Source organism: Streptomyces sp. NBC_00989 (assembly GCF_045162655.1).
Taxonomy (GTDB): Bacteria; Actinomycetota; Actinomycetes; order Streptomycetales; family Streptomycetaceae; genus Streptomyces.
In genome coordinates this window covers 8,865,725-8,880,334 of the sequence record NZ_CP108728.1, presented here as the reverse complement: position 1 = coordinate 8,880,334, position 14,610 = coordinate 8,865,725, and the positions used below count along the sequence as shown (strand labels likewise).

At 71.3% G+C, this 14,610-nt stretch carries 9 protein-coding genes and 1 pseudogene; 2 read left to right on the top strand and 8 right to left on the bottom strand.

Features of this window, described 5'->3' with window-relative positions:
- Nucleotide 1: 1 nt before the first annotated feature.
- The gene (locus tag OG714_RS39890; protein ID WP_406128434.1) at nucleotides 2–3,469 is read right to left on the bottom strand and encodes a DNA polymerase III subunit alpha; all 3,468 of its coding nucleotides are present in this window, start codon (nucleotides 3,467–3,469) and stop codon (nucleotides 2–4) included.
- Between the two features lie 279 nt (nucleotides 3,470–3,748).
- Between OG714_RS39890 and OG714_RS39885 the strand changes: the two genes are divergently transcribed.
- The gene (locus OG714_RS39885; RefSeq protein ID WP_406128432.1) at nucleotides 3,749–4,831 is read left to right on the top strand and encodes a DUF3533 domain-containing protein; all 1,083 of its coding nucleotides are present in this window, start codon (nucleotides 3,749–3,751) and stop codon (nucleotides 4,829–4,831) included.
- Nucleotides 4,828–6,027: an AAA family ATPase gene (locus tag OG714_RS39880; protein ID WP_406128430.1), complete on the top strand. Its 1,200-nt coding sequence runs from the start codon at nucleotides 4,828–4,830 to the stop codon at nucleotides 6,025–6,027. Before OG714_RS39885 ends, OG714_RS39880 begins: the two co-directional genes overlap by 4 nt.
- Before the next feature lie 73 nt (nucleotides 6,028–6,100).
- Here OG714_RS39880 and OG714_RS39875 read toward each other — a convergent pair whose 3' ends face one another.
- The 7 genes and pseudogenes from OG714_RS39875 to OG714_RS39845 all read right to left on the bottom strand — a co-directional run bounded on the left by OG714_RS39875 (nucleotide 6,101) and on the right by OG714_RS39845 (nucleotide 14,442).
- Nucleotides 6,101–7,183 carry a S1 family peptidase gene (locus tag OG714_RS39875; protein ID WP_406128429.1) on the bottom strand — a complete coding sequence of 361 codons (1,083 nt, stop codon included), beginning with the start codon at nucleotides 7,181–7,183 and terminating at the stop codon, nucleotides 6,101–6,103.
- Nucleotides 7,184–7,414: 231 nt separating this feature from the next.
- Complete coding sequence (locus OG714_RS39870; protein ID WP_406132114.1) at nucleotides 7,415–8,332, bottom strand: slipin family protein; 918 nt, start codon at nucleotides 8,330–8,332, stop codon at nucleotides 7,415–7,417.
- Between the two features lie 161 nt (nucleotides 8,333–8,493).
- On the bottom strand, nucleotides 8,494–9,390 hold the full coding sequence (locus tag OG714_RS39865) for a S1 family peptidase (RefSeq protein WP_406128428.1): 897 nt from the start codon (nucleotides 9,388–9,390) through the stop codon (nucleotides 8,494–8,496).
- A 241-nt stretch (nucleotides 9,391–9,631) separates the two neighbouring features.
- Nucleotides 9,632–10,168: pseudogene (locus tag OG714_RS39860) on the bottom strand (DUF1684 domain-containing protein); the annotation flags it as partial.
- 36 nt (nucleotides 10,169–10,204) lie between these two features.
- Nucleotides 10,205–11,515, bottom strand: coding sequence for an NtaA/DmoA family FMN-dependent monooxygenase (locus tag OG714_RS39855; protein WP_406128426.1), 1,311 nt, complete (start codon nucleotides 11,513–11,515; stop codon nucleotides 10,205–10,207).
- Nucleotides 11,512–12,588 carry an LLM class flavin-dependent oxidoreductase gene (locus OG714_RS39850; protein WP_406128424.1) on the bottom strand — a complete coding sequence of 359 codons (1,077 nt, stop codon included), beginning with the start codon at nucleotides 12,586–12,588 and terminating at the stop codon, nucleotides 11,512–11,514. Before OG714_RS39850 ends, OG714_RS39855 begins: the two co-directional genes overlap by 4 nt.
- Nucleotides 12,589–12,675: 87 nt before the next feature.
- Nucleotides 12,676–14,442 (bottom strand): FAD/NAD(P)-binding protein, encoded by a 1,767-nt coding sequence (locus OG714_RS39845; RefSeq protein ID WP_406128422.1) that lies wholly within the window; start codon nucleotides 14,440–14,442, stop codon nucleotides 12,676–12,678.
- Nucleotides 14,443–14,610: the final 168 nt, after the last annotated feature.

Here is a 14,610-nt window from a genome sequence, read left to right as displayed (position 1 = left end):
CTCATCCCGCACTCCCCGGGCTGCGGTGGCCGAACTTCTTCAGGTCGGCGGAACGGGTGCCGGCGGGCTGGAGGTCGGCATACGGATGCAGGCGCGCGCCGGCGGTGCCGTCGGCCAGGGTGCGTTGCGGCTGGGCGGGGGTCGGGTGCGGGCGGTCGGCGCCGAGGAGCGCGAGGGCGGCCTCGGGGCCGTCGTCCCGGCGGGCGCCCGCGATCTCGTCCAGGTCCCAGGCCATGGAACCGACGACGGTACGACGGGTGCCGCGCTCCTGGACCGTGCCGCGCACCAGGAGCAGCCCGCTGTGGAAGACGGTGTACGCGCAGGCCGGGTGGGAGTCCTCGAAGAAGGCGAGGTCGACCAGGCCCGAGCCGTCCTCCAGAGTGACGAAGATGATCCGCTTGCCGCTCGCGATCGGCGGGGTCTGGGTGGAAGCACGCACCCCGGCGACCAACACCTGCTGTCCGGCACGCAGTTCGGCCAGATGCGCCGCGTCCGTCGCGCCGATCTCCCGCAGCAGCCGGTGGTGATGCTCCATCAGATGCCTGGAGACGTCGATGCCGAGCGCGCCCAACTCGGCGCTCAGCGCCTCACGTCCGGTCATCTCCGGCAGCCCGCTCGGCTCCGCTCCCCCGACAGCGCCCGTATCCATGGGCAGTTGACCGGCCCCCGCGGTCCGGTTGCGGGACTGCCGGTGCAACTCGGCGATCTGGAGCAGCAGATCCCGTCGAGTGAGACGGCCGTCGTGCAGACAGGTCAACGCACCGATCTCGGCGAGGCGTTCGGCGACCGGTCTGCTGGGACGGGCCCGCTGCCAGAAGTCCGACAGCGATCCGTACGGCTGCGCCTCCTCGATCCGCGCGCACTCCTCCTCGCCGATACCGCGCACCCCGGACAGCGCGAGCCGCACGCCCCACTCCTCCTGCTCGGTCATCTCCACGGTGTGCTTCACCCTGGAGCGGTTGATGTCGACGGGCAGGATCGGCACACCGCGCCGGCGGGCGTCGGAGACCAGGACGCGCTTGGGCCACATCCCGGGGTCGTGTTCGAGCAAGCCCGCCAGCAGGAACGCTGGATGGTGTGCCTTCAACCAGGCGCTCTGTAGGGCCGGTACGGCGAAGGCGACCGCGTGGGCGCGGCAGAAGCCGTAGGCACCGAAGGCCTCGACGGTCTTCCAGACCTCGTCGCGGACGGCCGCGCTGTAGCCACGCGCGCGTGCCTTCCGGTGGAACCAGTCCTTGATCCTGGGCAGTTGGTCCTTGTCGCCGAGTGCTCGTCGGGTGACCTCCCCGAAGGCCCGGTCGCAGCCGGTCAGTACACGCAGCGTCTCGATGATCTGCTCGTGCCAGATGGTCACGCCGTAGGTGTCGGCGAGCACGGGTTCGAGGTCCCGGTGCGCATACACCGGCGTACCGCCATGACGCGCGGCGATGTACCGCTCGGGCATGCCGCCGGCGACCGGGCCGGGGCGGAAGAGGCTGATGTCGGCGATGACGTCCTGCACGTCGCGGGGCTGGAGCCGGGACAACAGGTCCTGCTGGCCGGGGGATTCCAGTTGGAACAGGCCCAGCGTCTGGCTCTCCTGGATGAACTTGAAGGCGAACACGTCGTCGAGCGGCACCTGTTGGGGGTCGTCGAGGTCGATTCGGTCGCCGGTGGCGCGTTCGATCTCGGTGACGGCGTGGGCCATCGCGGACTGCATACGGACGCCCAGGACGTCGAGTTTGATGTTGCCCAGCGCCTCGATCTCCTCCTTCGCGGCCATCGCCATCGGGTAGTCGCCCTGCGGGGTGGGCTGCACCGGCAGCCGGTCCAGGAGGGTGGCGTCGCTGATGACCACGCCGCAGGGGTGCATGGCCATGCCGTGGACCAGGGAGTCGAGGCCTTCGGCGAGCTCCCACAACGGTCCGAACCGGCCCGTCTCTCCCGCCAGTTGGCGTAGTTCGGGCAGTTCGGCGAGGGCGTTCGTGATGTCGGAGGCACGCAGGTGCGGAAAGCTCTTGGCGATCCGGTCGACGTCGGCGGGCGCGATACCGAGCGCGAGGCCGGTGTCCCGCAGCGCCCTGCGCGCGCGGTAGGTCTCGGGCATCGCGGTGACCGCCACCCGCTCCTTCCCGAAGCGTTCGAAGATCGTGTCGTAGCACTCCAGGCGGCGGGCGGACTCCACGTCGATGTCGATGTCGGGCAGTGACTCCCGGCGGGTGCTCAGGAAGCGTTCGAACAGCAGGCTGTGGTCGAGCGGGTTGGCGGTGGCGATGTCCAGCGCGTGGCAGACCAGCGAGCCGGCGCCGGAGCCGCGGGCGGCGACCCGGATGCCCTTGGCGCGGATGTCGGCGACGACCTGTCCGACGGCGAGGAAGTACGCGTCGTAGTTCCAGTGGGCGATGACGGCGAGTTCCTCCTCCAGCCGGTCGAGTGCCGCCCGGTCGCGGTCGAGGCCGCGTCGGACCAGGCCCTCCTCGGACCTCAGGCGCAGCAGCCGGGCCGCACCGCCCGCCTCCAGCGCGGCGCTCGCCCCCTGCCCGGTCCCGAACAGCGACGGTTCCGGAAAGTGCCGCCTGCCGAGGCCGAGGTCCACGGGGTCCACGACGCACGCCTCCGCCGTGTTCGCGGTGTCCGCCATCAGCCGGCGGGCCCGCCGTACGTCCGCTCCGGCGCATTCGGCGATCATCCGCGCCACGACCGTCATCTCCCTCTCGTCCTTGAGCCAGCGCTGCCCGCTGTCCAGCCGGCGTCGGTCGATGGGGCGCAGCAGGCGTGCCGCGTCCAGGACGTCGGCGAGGCGGTGCTGGTCGGGGTCGGCGTAGCGGACGGCGTTGGAGAGCACGGCGGTGGTGCGGGTGCGGTCGGCCAGCGCCAGGGTGCGGGCGGCCAGGCGGAGGGAGCCCGGACCTGCGCTGAAACGTTTCTGCGCGACGACCTCCAACCGGACCCCCCTCCCGAAGACCTCCTTCCAGGGCGCCAGCAGCTTCATCGCGACGTCCTCCCGCCCCACCGACAGCGCCCGCACCGGCTCCGAGAGCGGCCCGAGCAGCGCGGTCAGTCCGGGGCCGCCGTACGCGCGCAGCGCCTCCCACGGCACCACCGGCGCCGTACCGGACAAGGCGCCCTCGTGAGCCGCCGACGTGATGCGGCACAGCCGGGCCCAGCCCGCCCGGTCCTGGGCGAGGAGCACGAAGCGGAGCGGTGGCTCTACGACATGCGAGCCACCGTGGACCGGAGTGCGGCGGCGTTGGGTGGGCGGCGGGGGTGCGAGCGCCTCCACCGCCAGGTCGATGCCGAAGACCGGCCGGACACCGCCCTTGGCGCAGGCCCGCGCGAACCGGACGGCGCCGGTGACCGTGTCGCGGTCGGTGAGCGCGAGCGCCGTCACGCCCCGTTCGGCCGCCCGCTGGGCGAGCTGCTCGGGATGGGAGGCGCCGTAGCGGGCGGAGTAACCGGACGCGACATGCAGATGGGCGAAGCCCGCCATGCCGCACCTCCATCACTCCACCCCTTTTCGGTCATCCGCCCGATATGTTCATCGCACGCCCGTTCGATTACTCTAGCCCCATCAGCCCCGGTCAGCGACCTCATTCGAACACGTAAACGATTCCTTGGGGAGATACGTGGTGGCCGAAACAGACACCACTCCGTCAGCTCCCCGCCCAGGCTGAGCAGTTGGTGAAAAAATGCTTTCCGAACACACGTACGACATCCATTCGGTCCCTTCCCGCCTGCGCGAGCGCCCTGCCGCCGAGACCGTGGGGACATGACAGAGACCCCGGGTGCCGGTACGTCCCGTACGTCCTTCTTCGGTGAGGTGAAGGACGCGGTCAGCCTGCGGGCCACCCTGCTCGTCATCGGAGTGGTCGCTCTTCAGCTGCTCTTCATCGCCTCCTACGTAGGCGCGCTCCACAACCCGAAGCCCAGGGACGTGGCTTTCGGGGTCGTAGCTCCTCAGGTCACGGCCGAGCAGACGGTGGCCCGGCTGAAGCAGCTGCCCGGCTCACCGCTCGCCCCGCGCGCGGTGTCCGACGCGACGACCGCGCGGAGGCAGATCCTGGACCGGGACATCGACGGCGCCCTCGTCATCGACCCGCGCGGCACCACGGACACGCTCCTGGTCGCCACCGGCGGCGGCACGGTCCTCGCCACCACCCTGGAGACCATCACCGCCACCCTGGAGAGGACCGAGCAGCGCACGGTCCGGACGGTGGACGTGGCCCCGGCCTCGTCCCAGGACTTCGACGGGCTGTCGTCGTTCTACCTGGTCGTCGGCTGGTGTGTCGGCGGCTATCTGTGCGCCTCGATCCTGGCGATCAGCACCGGCGCCCGGCCCGCCAACCCGCGCCGCGCGGTGATCCGGCTGATCGTCATGGCGCTGGTCGCGATCGTCGGCGGCCTCGGCGGCGCGGTGATCGTCGGGCCGGTCCTGGGCGCGCTGCCGGGCAGTGTCATGGCGTTCTGGGGGCTCGGCGCCCTGATCACGTTCGCCGTGGGGGCGGCGACCCTCGGACTTCAGGGGGTCTTCGGGGTCGTGGGCATCGGTCTTGCGATCCTGCTGGTGGTGATCGCGGGCAACCCGAGCGCGGGCGGCGCCTTCCCGCTGCCGCTGCTGCCGCCGTTCTGGAACGCGATCGGGCCCGCGCTGCCACCGGGCGCCGGCACCTGGGTGGCGCGTTCGATCGCCTACTTCAAGGGCAACGCCGTCACCGGCCCGCTGCTGGTCCTCTCCGCGTGGGCACTCGCCGGGATCGTGGTCACCCTGCTGGCGGCGACGCTACGGCGCAAGCACGAGGACCTCCTGGACCGACCGGGATTGTCAGACCCGTCTGCAACCCTGGACGCATGATCAGCACCCTGGCCGTCGAGAACTACCGCTCCCTGCGCCGCCTGATCGTCCCGCTGACGCGACTGAACGTGATCACAGGGGCGAACGGCACGGGCAAGTCGAGCCTGTACCGCTCGCTGCGCCTGCTCGCCGCGTCCGCGCGCGGCGGCGCCGTCGCCGCGCTCGCGCAGGAGGGCGGGCTGCCGTCGGTGCTGTGGGCGGGCCCGGAGAAGATCAGCCGCGCGGTGCGCGAGGGACTCCATCCCGTGCAGGGCACGGCCCGCTCGGGCCCGGTCAGTCTGCAACTGGGCTTCGCGGGCGACGAGTTCGGGTACGCGATCGACTTCGGTCACCCCAGCCCGTCCCCGGGGACGGACAGAGTGTCGTCCATGTTCAACCTCGACCCGGAGATCAAACGCGAGTCCATCTGGAGCGGCCCCGTCCTGCGCCCGGCCTCCGTGCTCTCCGACCGCGCGGGAGCCGCCGTCAGACTCCGCGGCGCGGGCGGCGGCTGGTCCCGCGCCCACGGCACCCTGCGCCCGTACGACAGCATGCTCGGCGAACTGGCCGACCCCCAGCACGCACCCGACGTCCTGGCGGTACGGGAGTTCATCAGGTCCTGGCGGTTCTACGACCATGTCCGCACCGACGCGGACGCACCGGCCCGGGCCGCCCAGATCGGCACGCGGACGCCCGTGCTGAGCGGTGACGGCTCCGATCTGGCCGCCGCCCTTCAGACGATCCGCGAGGTCGGTGACGCCGAGGCGCTGGACGCGGCCGTGGACGCGGCCTTCCCCGGCAGTCAGGTCCACATCGCCGACCTCGGCGGACGTTTCCAACTCGCCCTGCGCCAGCACGGGTTGCTGCGCGCGCTCACCGCCGCCGAGCTGTCGGACGGCACCCTGCGCTATCTCCTGTGGGCGGCGGCGCTGCTGACGCCCCGGCCCCCGTCGCTGCTCGTGCTGAACGAGCCGGAGACCAGCCTCCACCCGGACCTGATCCCGCCGCTCGCCGATCTGATCCTCACCGCCACGAAGGACACCCAGATCGTCGTGGTCACCCACGCCAGACCACTCGCGGACGCCCTCCAGAAGGGCGCGATACGGCACCGTCTCGACGTCAACTCCATAGAGCTGGTGAAGGAGTTCGGGCAGACGACGGTGGCGGGCCGCGAGGGCCCGCTCGACGAACCGCTGTGGTACTGGCCCACGCGCTGAGCCGACCGTACGGACACGAAAGTCCCGCTCCCTCGCGCGCGGGAGCGGGACTTCGCACCACCCTGTGGGCAGGTCAGCCGATCTGCGCCCCGAACGTCGACAGCGCCTCGGTGACCGGCTGGAAGAAGGTCTCGCCGCCCGAGGTGCAGTCGCCGCTGCCGCCGGAGGTGAGGCCGATCGCCGCGTCGCCGTCGAACAGCGAGCCGCCGCTGTCACCGGGCTCGGCGCAGACGTCGGTCTGGATGAGGCCGTTGACGATGTCGCCGTTGCCGTAGTTCACGGTGGCGTCCAGGCCGGTGACCGTGCCGGTGTGCACCTGGGTCGTGGAGCCGCTGCGGGTCACCTTCTCGCCGACGGTGGCGTCGGCGGCGTGGGTGATGGCCTGCGAGGAGCCGTTGTAGAGGTCGACCGCGCTCGGGTGGGCGACGTCCGAGGTGTACTTGACCAGCCCGAAGTCGTTGTCCGGGAAGCTGGACTGCTCGTTCGTGCCGATCTGGTTGCCGCTGGAGTCGGACCAGGTGGAGATGGCCTCGGTGCAGTGCCCGGCGGTGATGAAGTACGGCGCGCCGCCCTTGACCACGTTGAAGCCGAGCGAACAGCGCCCGCCCGAGCCGGAGATGGCGTCGCCACCCGCGATGAAGGGCTTGAACTCCCCCTTGGTGCGCTGGAGTTCGGCCTTGCCGCCGAGCCCGTCGACGACCTTGGCGAGCTTGGTCCACTCGGCGTCGGAGACCGTGCGGTCCGCGGTGACGACGACCTTGTTGGTGGTGGGGTCGGTCGCCCACGAGGTGCCGGGGATCGTCGCGTCCTGCTTGAGGGTCGTGCGGGCGCCGGTCAGTTCGGCGAGGGAGTTCTCGACGATTCTCGCCTTGGCGCCGGCCGCCTCGACCGTGTCCGCGGCGGTCTTGTCGAGCACGTTGACCACGAGGCTCTTGGTCTTCGCGTCGTAGAACGTGCCGGCCGCGTCGGTGCCGAGGTCCTTGCCGAGCGTCGAGGCGAGCTTTCCGGCCGCCAGGGCCGAGAGGGTGTGGGGTGCGGCCGCCCGCGTGGTCTCGCTGGCGTTCGCACTCTGCAAGGTGACTCCCGCGACGACCAGTGCGGCTATGCCCGCGCCTGCCACGGCCACCCGTCGCCTGGGTATGCGTCGGTGCTTCAACTCGTGTCCTCCTGTGGGGGGTCGGCCCGCCAGGTTATGGGGACCCGACCGGCCGAAAGGTAGGTTGACGAGCGCCTACTCTTCCTAATCGCACAGGGAGCGCACAAGGTCGACTTCAGGTCGTGCGCGGAACGCGGTTGCACGCCCCCCTCGCTTTGACAGTTCACGGTCACCCCAGGCCATTCGCACTGCAAACACCACGTGCGAGTAACGCTCATCAGCGGGTGAGGTCTAGTCCTGTCTTGAAATCGACCCATCGGAGTCCGGATCCGGCTGAGGCCCGGCGGGCGGAAGTTGCTCGTGCACCGGTTGCGGTGCCACAGGGGCAACCGGCGCCGCGGGAGCAACGGGCGCTACGGGCGCCGCGGGCGCGGCAGCTGCGGCCGGAGCCGGGGCCGCCCGCTCCAGGAAGCGCAGCAGCTCCACCGGGAAGGGCAGCACCAGCGTCGAGTTCTTCTCGGCCGCGACCGCCACCACCGTTTGCAGCAGCCGCAGTTGGAGCGCGGCGGGCTGTTCGGACATCTGCTCGGCGGCCTCGGCGAGTTTCTTCGAGGCCTGCAACTCGGCGTCCGCGTTGATGATCCGGGCCCGCCGCTCACGGTCCGCCTCAGCCTGCCGGGCCATCGACCGCTTCATCGTCTCGGGGAGGGACACGTCCTTGATCTCGACCCGGTCGATCTGCACGCCCCAGCCGATGGACGGACTGTCGATCATCAACTCCAGCCCCTGGTTGAGCTTTTCACGGTTGGAGAGCAGATCGTCGAGGTCGCTCTTGCCGATGATCGACCGCAGCGAGGTCTGCGCCATCTGCGAGACCGCGAACCGGTAGTCCTCGACCTGCACCAACGCGTCCGCCGCGTCGACGACCTTGAAATAGACGACCGCGTCCACGCGCACGGTCACGTTGTCCCGCGTGATGCCCTCCTGCGCGGGCACGGGCATCGTCACGATCTGCATGTTGACCTTGCGGAGCTTGTCCACGAACGGGACGACCATCGTGAAGCCGGCCCCGCGCACTTCGGGCCGCAGCCTGCCGAGCCGGAACACCACACCCCGCTCGTACTGTTTGACGACCCGCGCCGCCGCCATCGTGTACACCACTCCGACGGACGCGAGTGTCACTCCCGCCGTCACCAGCTCCTCGACCATCACGGCCCCCCAGGGTCCGACGTGGCGCATCAGGTGCCTTCTCCGATACCCACGACGGTAACTCCGTGTGCCGCACAAGAGCGAGCCCCCGCACGCCAGTTGCGTACGGGGGCTCACCCGCTGCCGGCTGCAGTCCGGAGCGGAGGTGGTTCAGGCGGGCGTCAGCCGACGCTCACGCCGTAGTAGCTCAGCGCCTCGGTGACCGGCTGGAAGAAGGTCGTACCACCGGAGGTGCAGTTGCCGCTGCCGCCCGAGGTCAGACCGTAGGCCACGGTGCCGGAGTACAGCGGACCGCCGCTGTCGCCGCCCTCGGCGCAGACGGTGGTCTGGATCATCTGGTACACCACGTCGCCGCTGCCGTAGTTGACGGTGGCGTTCAGTGCCGTGACCCGGCCGCTGTGCGTACCGGTGGTGGAGCCACGACGGTAGACGGTCGTGCCCACGCTCGGCGTGGCCGCGCTGCTGATGGTCTGGCTGCCGACCGAGCTGGGGTGCGCGGCCGAGCCGGTGTAGCGCACCAGCGCGAAGTCGTTGGTCGGGAAGCTGTAGCTGACGTTGGTGCCCAGCACCGTGCTCTGACCGGAGTTGGAGTACCAGGTGGAGGCGACCTCACCGCAGTGGCCGGCGGTCAGGAAGTAGTACGTGCTCCCGCTGTGCACGTTGAAGCCGAGCGAGCAGCGGTAGCCACCGCCGTAGATGGCGTCGCCGCCGGTGATCAGCCTCTTGAACTGACCCGCCGTGTGCTTGATGGTGATCGCGTCGGCGGTGCTGCCCGCCTGCGCCTTGATCTTCGCGATCTCGGCCTGGGACACCGTGCTGTCGACGGTGACGACGACACGGTTCGTCTTGCTGTCGACCGCCCAGGCGGTGCCCGGGACATCGGCCTTGAGCACGGACGAGTTGGCCGCGGAGAGCTGGGTCGCGCTGAACGTCCGGGCTTCACTGGCGTTCGCGGTGGGGACGGCGAACGCGGCAGCGGCGGCGAATCCGGTGGCCACGGCGATCAGCCTGGTCCGTCTCGCGATTCCGCTGCGCGGGGTGGTGCGCTTGATCCTCACGTTTCGTTCCCTCCTAGGGGAATTCGGGGGCCCGCGTGGGGTCGGGGCCCGTGAGGCGCAGTCAGGGTCGGCCGTCCGGTTTTCGAACACGCCGTGCTCCTGACAAGCGCTGTGGGGGAGTATTCGGCCGCCCGACCGACGGGCGCAAGGGCGCCTTTCGGCCGTACGGCCTTCAACTGGCCCACGGTCTACGCGAGTTGATCACCCGAACGCAGTGGGCCGAAACCCGGCCCGCCGCAGGTCAACGCCCTGCCTGCCGAAGGATGCGCTCCCCCGCCTCGACCGCGAGGCCCAGCGTATTCCCGGGTGGTGGGAAAGGGCAGATGAAATGGTCGGCGAACGCGCACGGCGGGAGCGCCGCCCGGTTGAAGTCGACCGTCGTGTGCCCCTCTTCATCGGGCGCCGCCGGGTACAGGAACCGGAACCGGTAACTGCCGTCCCCGCTCGTGGAGTCGGCGAACACCGCCCACAACTTCCCGTCGTCCTGCACCGCCACCTGCAACGTCACCTCCAACCCGTCAAGCCGGAAGGCGAGTTCACCCGCGAGCCCGAGCCCGCGTTCGACACCGTCCGCCGTGTCGACACGCACGGTGCGCCGCGCGTCGTACGGCGTGAAGCGCCCCGGCACCGACCAGCGCGGGTCGTACGGCGTGGTCTCGACCCCCCGGAACGCGCGCCGCGCCGCCGAGTCGGGGTCGTAGTCGCGCACGCCCCGGATCCCCTCGCGGACCAGAACGACCAGCCGGCGCTCGCCGAGACCGACCCGGGCCGCGCTCACCTCCATCGCCGTGCGCTCAGTCCTGTCGTCGTGCGGTCACCCCTTCCCGGCCGGGTCGGGGAGCCCGAGATGTGAGCGCAGGGTCGTGCCCCGGTATTCCGTGCGGAACGCGCCACGTTCCTGGAGCAGCGGCACCACCCGGTCGACGAACTCGTCGAGGCCGCCGGGGGTGAGATGCGGGACGAGGATGAAGCCGTCGGCGGCGTCCTGTCGTACGAAGGTCTCCAGCTCGGCGGCGACCGCCTCCGGGGTGCCGATGAAGGACTGCCGGCCGCTCGTCTCGATCACGGTCTGCCGGATGGACAGCCCCTTCTCGCGGGACAGCGCCCGCCACTTCTCGGCCAGCGCGACGGTGTCGCCGCGCCGGGTCCGCCCCTGGGTGATCGACGATTCCGGCACCGGGTCGGAGTCGGGGAACGGGCCGTCGGGGTCGTAGGAGGAGAGGTCCGTGCCCCAGATCTGTTCCAGGGCGAGGATCGCGTTCTGCGGGGAGACCTGCTGCCGCCGGATCTCGGCGGCCCTCTCCTGCGCCTCGGCCGCGGTGTCGCCGAGGACGACGCTGACGCCGGGCATGATCTTGAGGTCGTCCGCGCTGCGGCCGTACTTCGCGAGGCGTCCCTTCACGTCGGCGTAGAAGGCGCGGCCGTCCTCCAGCGTGCCGTGCCGGGTGAAGATGACGTCGGCGGTCTGCGCCGCGAACTCCCGGCCCTCCCCCGAGTCCCCGGCCTGGATGACGACCGGGTGTCCCTGGGGTGAGCGCGGCACGGTGAACTCGCCCGCGATGTCGAAGTGCCGGCCCCGGTGGGCGAAGGGGCGGGACACTCCGTCGGGGGTCCAGGAGCCCCACAACTCCCGTGCCACGTCCACGAATTCGGCCGCCCGGGTGTACCTGTCCGCGCGGTCGAGGTATCCCCCGCGCCGGAAGTTCTCACCGGTGAAGGCGTCGGAGGAGGTCACCACGTTCCAGGCGGCCCGGCCGCCGCTGAGGTGGTCCAACGTGGCGAGTCTGCGGGCGAGTTCGTACGGCTCGTTGAAGGTCGCGCTGACCGTGGCGGCCAGCCCGATCCGCTCGGTGACGGCGGCGAGCGCGTTGAGGACCGTGAGGGACTCCGGGCGTCCGACGACGTCCAAGTCGTGGATACGGCCCTTGTGTTCGCGCAGCCGCAGCCCCTCGGCGAGGAAGAAGAAGTCGAAGAGACCGCGCTCGGCGGTGCGGGCGAGATGCTCGAAGGAGGAGAACTCGATCTGGGACTTCGACCGCGGATCAGCCCACACGGTGGTGCTGTTGACGCCGGGGAAGTGCGCCGCCAGATGGATCCGCTTGCGAGAAGGCCTCCGTACGGTCATGACGCTCCCCCGGTCACGGCGTACTGGTTGGCGGGCCGGGCCAGGCCCAGGTGCTCCCTGAGCGTGCTGCCCGGGTAGAACGTGCGGAACAGGCCCCGGTGTTGGAGCAGTGCGACCGTGCCGTTGACGAGCCGTTCCAGGTCGCGGCGGGGTTCGACGGGCGTGAGGTGGAAGCCGTCGACGGTACGGTCGCCGTGCCAGCCGGCGATCAGCTCCGCGAGGTCGACGGGGCCGCCCCGGTACAGCGGGCCGTGCGCGGTCTGCCGGGGCCCGCCCCCGCCGTGACCCGGTTCGGCCGCGTGCTCGCCGTCGCCGAGGTCGACGACGAGGCTCACCAGGACCCGCAGGGTGTCGGGGTCGCGGCCGAACTTCTCGGCGGACGCCCGCAGTTCGGCCCGTACGGCGCCGGCCTGCGCGGAACTCGCCGCGCGGACGAGCGCGACGTCGGCGTAGCGGGCGGCCGTCCGCCGGGCCTGGCCCTCGGTGGCGTCGACCACGCGGACGGGGTGGCCCTGCGGTGGTCTGGGCACGATCGAGGGGCCCTTGACGGAGAACCCGGAGCCCTGGAAGTCGACGTGGTGCAGCTTGTCGCGGTCGACGAAGCGGCCGGTGGCGGTGTCCCGTATCTCGGCGTCGTCCTCCCAGCTGTCCCACAACTGGGCGGCCACCTGGGCGACTTCACCCGCCTCCTCCCACAGCGCGTCGGCCGGTGCGGCGTGCCGGCGGCCGAAGAGGCGGGCCTCGCCCTCGGTGGTCGACACGTCGAGCCGCCAGCCGGCCCGGCCCCGGCTGACCCAGTCGAGGGTCGCGACCGCGGCCTGCACCTGGAAGGGCTCGGTGTGCGTGACGGTCACGGTCGGCACCAGGCCGATCCGGTTGGTGGCCGGGGCGACGCGGGACAGGACGGCGAGGGCGTCGGGTCCTGGGCGCGCGAAGGTGTCGTCGAGGGTCACGAAGTCGAGGCCGCCGCTCTCGGCGAGCCGCGCCAACGCGACGTAGGAGTCGGCGTCGTAGGCCGACCGCTGGTCGACGGCGGCGGCCAGATGCAGGCCCCGGCCGTGCGAGGAGGTCATGGGAGGGAAGCCTTCCTGTCGTTCGGGAGCGCCTCGGAGAGGGCCAAGTCCTCGGCGAAGCCCGGGACTTCACCGACCAGCTCGGAGCTACACGGAGGCCCGACACGCGAGGTCCCGCAGGAACGCCAGCGCGGCCCGCGCGGTGGCGTCGTTCTGCCGGAAGGCGGGCCCGCCGGTGCGCGGCCGGGTGAAGGCGCCGGGCGTCCGTACGTCGGTGTAGGGCCCGAGCGCGAACCGCCGGGGGTGCGGCTGCCCGTCCCGGCCGAGGATCCGTCCGTCGGTGCGGTCCACCCGCAGCAGCCCTTCGGGGCTCTCCACCACGGCCCCGTCGGCGTGCAGGTCACGCAGCAGCGGGTCCACGGACCGCCCGACCGTGGGTTCCGGCAGCCGCGCCTCGACCAGCGCCCGCGCCTCGATCGTGACACCCGGCACGGTCGCGCTCGACGCGCGGAACACCCCGTCCTCGGCCGCTACGGCCATGTCCGCGCCGACGAACCGCACGACGCCGGCCCGGGACAGCGCGAGCAGTTGGCGCAGCCGGGGTCCGGGCGGCCCGGAGGCGAGATAGCTGAAGAAGCCGTGCCACCAGGGCCCCACGTCACCGAGCCGGATCAACTGCACGTAGACGGAGAGCAGTCCGAGGAAGACCGCCAAGTCCGGGCTGTTGGAGGGATCGTGACGGCGACTCAGATCGCCTTCCACATACGTCCGTAGCCCTTCCTGGAACTCCTCGTGCGACGCGTACCGCACCCCGTCCAGCGGATGGTCGAGCGCCGCGAGGTCGAGCCGGTCGGCAGGGTCGGGCACCGCGGACGCCACGAGGGCCTCGCGCTCCGCCGCCTCCCCGGCCGCGTACTTCTCCTCGAAGTCGGTCCAGGCGATGCTCGTCCGCTCGGGGTGCACACCGAACAGCCGGTGGTAGTGCGCGAACCCCAACTCCTTCTCGATCAGCGGCCATACGTCCCGCCGGAAGTCGAACCCGTTCGGTCGCGCGAGTACCGCGTCGACCTCGGCGGGCCCGAAGAACCGTGGCAGCGGCGGCCGTTCACCACTCCACTCATAGCCGATCTTCGAGTGGTACGGCACTCCGCGCCGCGACCCGACGTACAGCACCGGCTCCTGCCCCGAGGGGATGTAGGTGTCGCCGTCGTAGCGTCCGCCTCTCCCCTCCGTGAGCAGCACCATCAGGTCGACGAAGGCGAGGCCGAAGCCGCGGACGAGGACGGGTTCGCCGGCGGCGAGGGAGGACAGGTCGCTGTCGGCGGTGAAGTCCGGCGGCAGATGGACGAGGTCGTGGTCGCGAGCGTACGCGGCCAACTGGCGCTGGTCCTCGTCGAGTTCGGCGTCGAGGTGGCCGAGGGCGAGGACGACCAGGTCGGCGAGGAGTGGGTGCGGGCGGCCCTCCAGCCAGACCTGCTGGTGTCCGTCGCGCGGGCCGCTGATCCTCAGAGCCCGTCGCGGGTGGTGGTGGACGGTGACGCCCGGCGGCAGCGCGGCCACGGACCGCTCGTGCACCCAGCGCAGGTAGGAGCCCTGGAGCTGGCGGTCGGCAAAGGTGCTGCCCTCGATGGCGGCCCATTCGTGCAGGGTGGGGCCGGGACGTATCGGACCCTCCATGACCACCGTCTCGTCGGTGAACATGGTGACGTCCTCGGCGTGCGAGTTCATCCACAGCAGCGGGGACTGGGCCGCCCGCCAGATGCGTCCGGCGCCCGGCGCATGGGGGTCGACGAGGTGGATGTCGAGGCCCGAACCGTCGTACAGCTCAGCGGCGTTGGCCGCGATGCGCTCGATGAGACCGGTCCCCCGCGGCCCGGCCCCGACGATCACAAGAGTCCGCCTGGGGGTGCTCATCGGGTGCGCTCCGGGAGGCCCGGTGCGGCGGGGATTCTGACGAGGGTGGCGGAAGGCATGCAAGGCTCCGTGACGCGTAGGTCGAACGCGGGTGGTGCCTTCACACGGGGCGCCTCGCGGCGCGCTACGGCCGAGCCCCTCAGCAGGGCCGTCCACCGAGGGTACGGC